This is a genomic window from Protofrankia sp. CiP1_Cm_nod3 (genome assembly GCF_982290655.1).
Genome location: NZ_CEVIVD010000023.1, coordinates 1 through 1,506, shown reverse-complemented (window position 1 = coordinate 1,506; position 1,506 = coordinate 1). Strand labels below are relative to the sequence as shown.

Sequence of the window (1,506 nt, the reverse complement as noted above, 5' to 3'; positions counted from 1 at the left end):
CTTCGCCGTGAGGCTTCCGCTTCGCCGGGAGGCTTCCGCGGCCCTGTCCGACACCGTACGACTACCTGACGCGCAGAATTCACTCCTGTTGGTAATGGTCTGATCAGGCTCATGGGCGGCGCAACGCGCGTCCGTGTGTGGCACAACGATCATCGGGCTGGCGGCCGGTCACGCGGTGACGGGCTCGACGCCGGGAGACAATGGGCAAAGGCCCGTTGGCCTCCAACGGTGCCGTGCCAGTGATCCGGGGCCCGCCGCCCGCCCGGACCCGTCGGACCGGCTTCGCCCATCCGGCGGGGATCCGGGCAGTACAACATGATCATGTCACCGTCGGCCCTGGGACCTGGGGATCCAGGTCCCAGACGGCATGAAATCATGATCATGATGCTGCTGCCCCGGACCGACAACCAACCAACAGGAGACCTCGTGCAGCTCGGGATGATCGGCCTTGGCCGGATGGGCGCCAACCTCGTGCGCCGGCTGATCCGCCACGGCCACGACTGCGTCGTCTACGACGTCAACGCCGACGCGATCCGGCAGCTGGAGGCCGAGGGCGCCACCGGGGCCACCACGCTGGCCGAGTTCGCGGCGAAACTCTCCACCCCCCGCGCCGCCTGGGTGATGGTCCCCGCCGGGATCACCGGGCAGACCGTGTCCGCGCTCGCCGAGCACTTCGGCGCCGGTGACATCATCATCGACGGGGGGAACTCCTACTACCGGGACGACGTCGACCGGGCGAAGGAACTCGCCGGCCGGGGCATCCACTACGTCGACGTCGGCACGTCCGGCGGGGTCTTCGGGCTCGAGCGCGGCTTCTGTCTCATGATCGGCGGTGAGAACGAGGTGGTGTCGCACCTCGACCCGCTCTTCGCCGCGATCGCCCCCGGGTTCGGCCAGGCACCGCGCACCCCAGGACGGGCCGGCGAGCCGAGCAGGGCGGAAAAGGGCTACCTGCACTGCGGGCCGAACGGCGCCGGGCACTTCGTCAAGATGGTCCACAACGGCATCGAGTACGGCATGATGGCCGCCTTCGCCGAAGGCATGGCCATCCTGGAGAAGGCCGGTATCGGCCGGGGCCACAGCGGCGAGCACGACGCCGAGACCACCCCGCTCGCGCACCCGGAGTACTACCAGTACGACATCGACACCGCCGCGGTGGCCGAGGTGTGGCGCCGCGGCAGCGTGGTCAGCTCCTGGCTGCTGGACCTGACCGCGGCCGCGCTCGTCGAGGACCCGAAGCTCGAGTCGTTCAGCGGCCGGGTCTCCGACTCGGGCGAGGGCCGCTGGACGGTGCTGGCCGCGGTGGAGGAGGGCGTCCCCGCCCACGTCCTCACCGCCTCGCTGTACGAGCGGTTCAGCTCACGCGGCGAGGCCCTGTTCGCCGACAAGCTGCTTTCCGCGATGCGCAGACAGTTCGGCGGCCACGCCGAGAAGCCAGCCACCTGACCCACCCCCGCCCTGCAACCGGCTGCCCTCGGCCCGGCCCTCTGCCGCTGACCACCTCAC

Annotated in this window: 1 protein-coding gene; it reads left to right on the top strand. The window is 70.3% G+C overall.

Translation table 11 applies throughout. The features are described from left to right. Positions 1 to 426: 426 nt before the first annotated feature. Complete coding sequence (gene gnd / locus AC5LUJ_RS07165; protein WP_493464680.1) at positions 427 to 1,446, top strand: phosphogluconate dehydrogenase (NAD(+)-dependent, decarboxylating); 1,020 nt, start codon at positions 427 to 429, stop codon at positions 1,444 to 1,446. Positions 1,447 to 1,506: the final 60 nt, after the last annotated feature.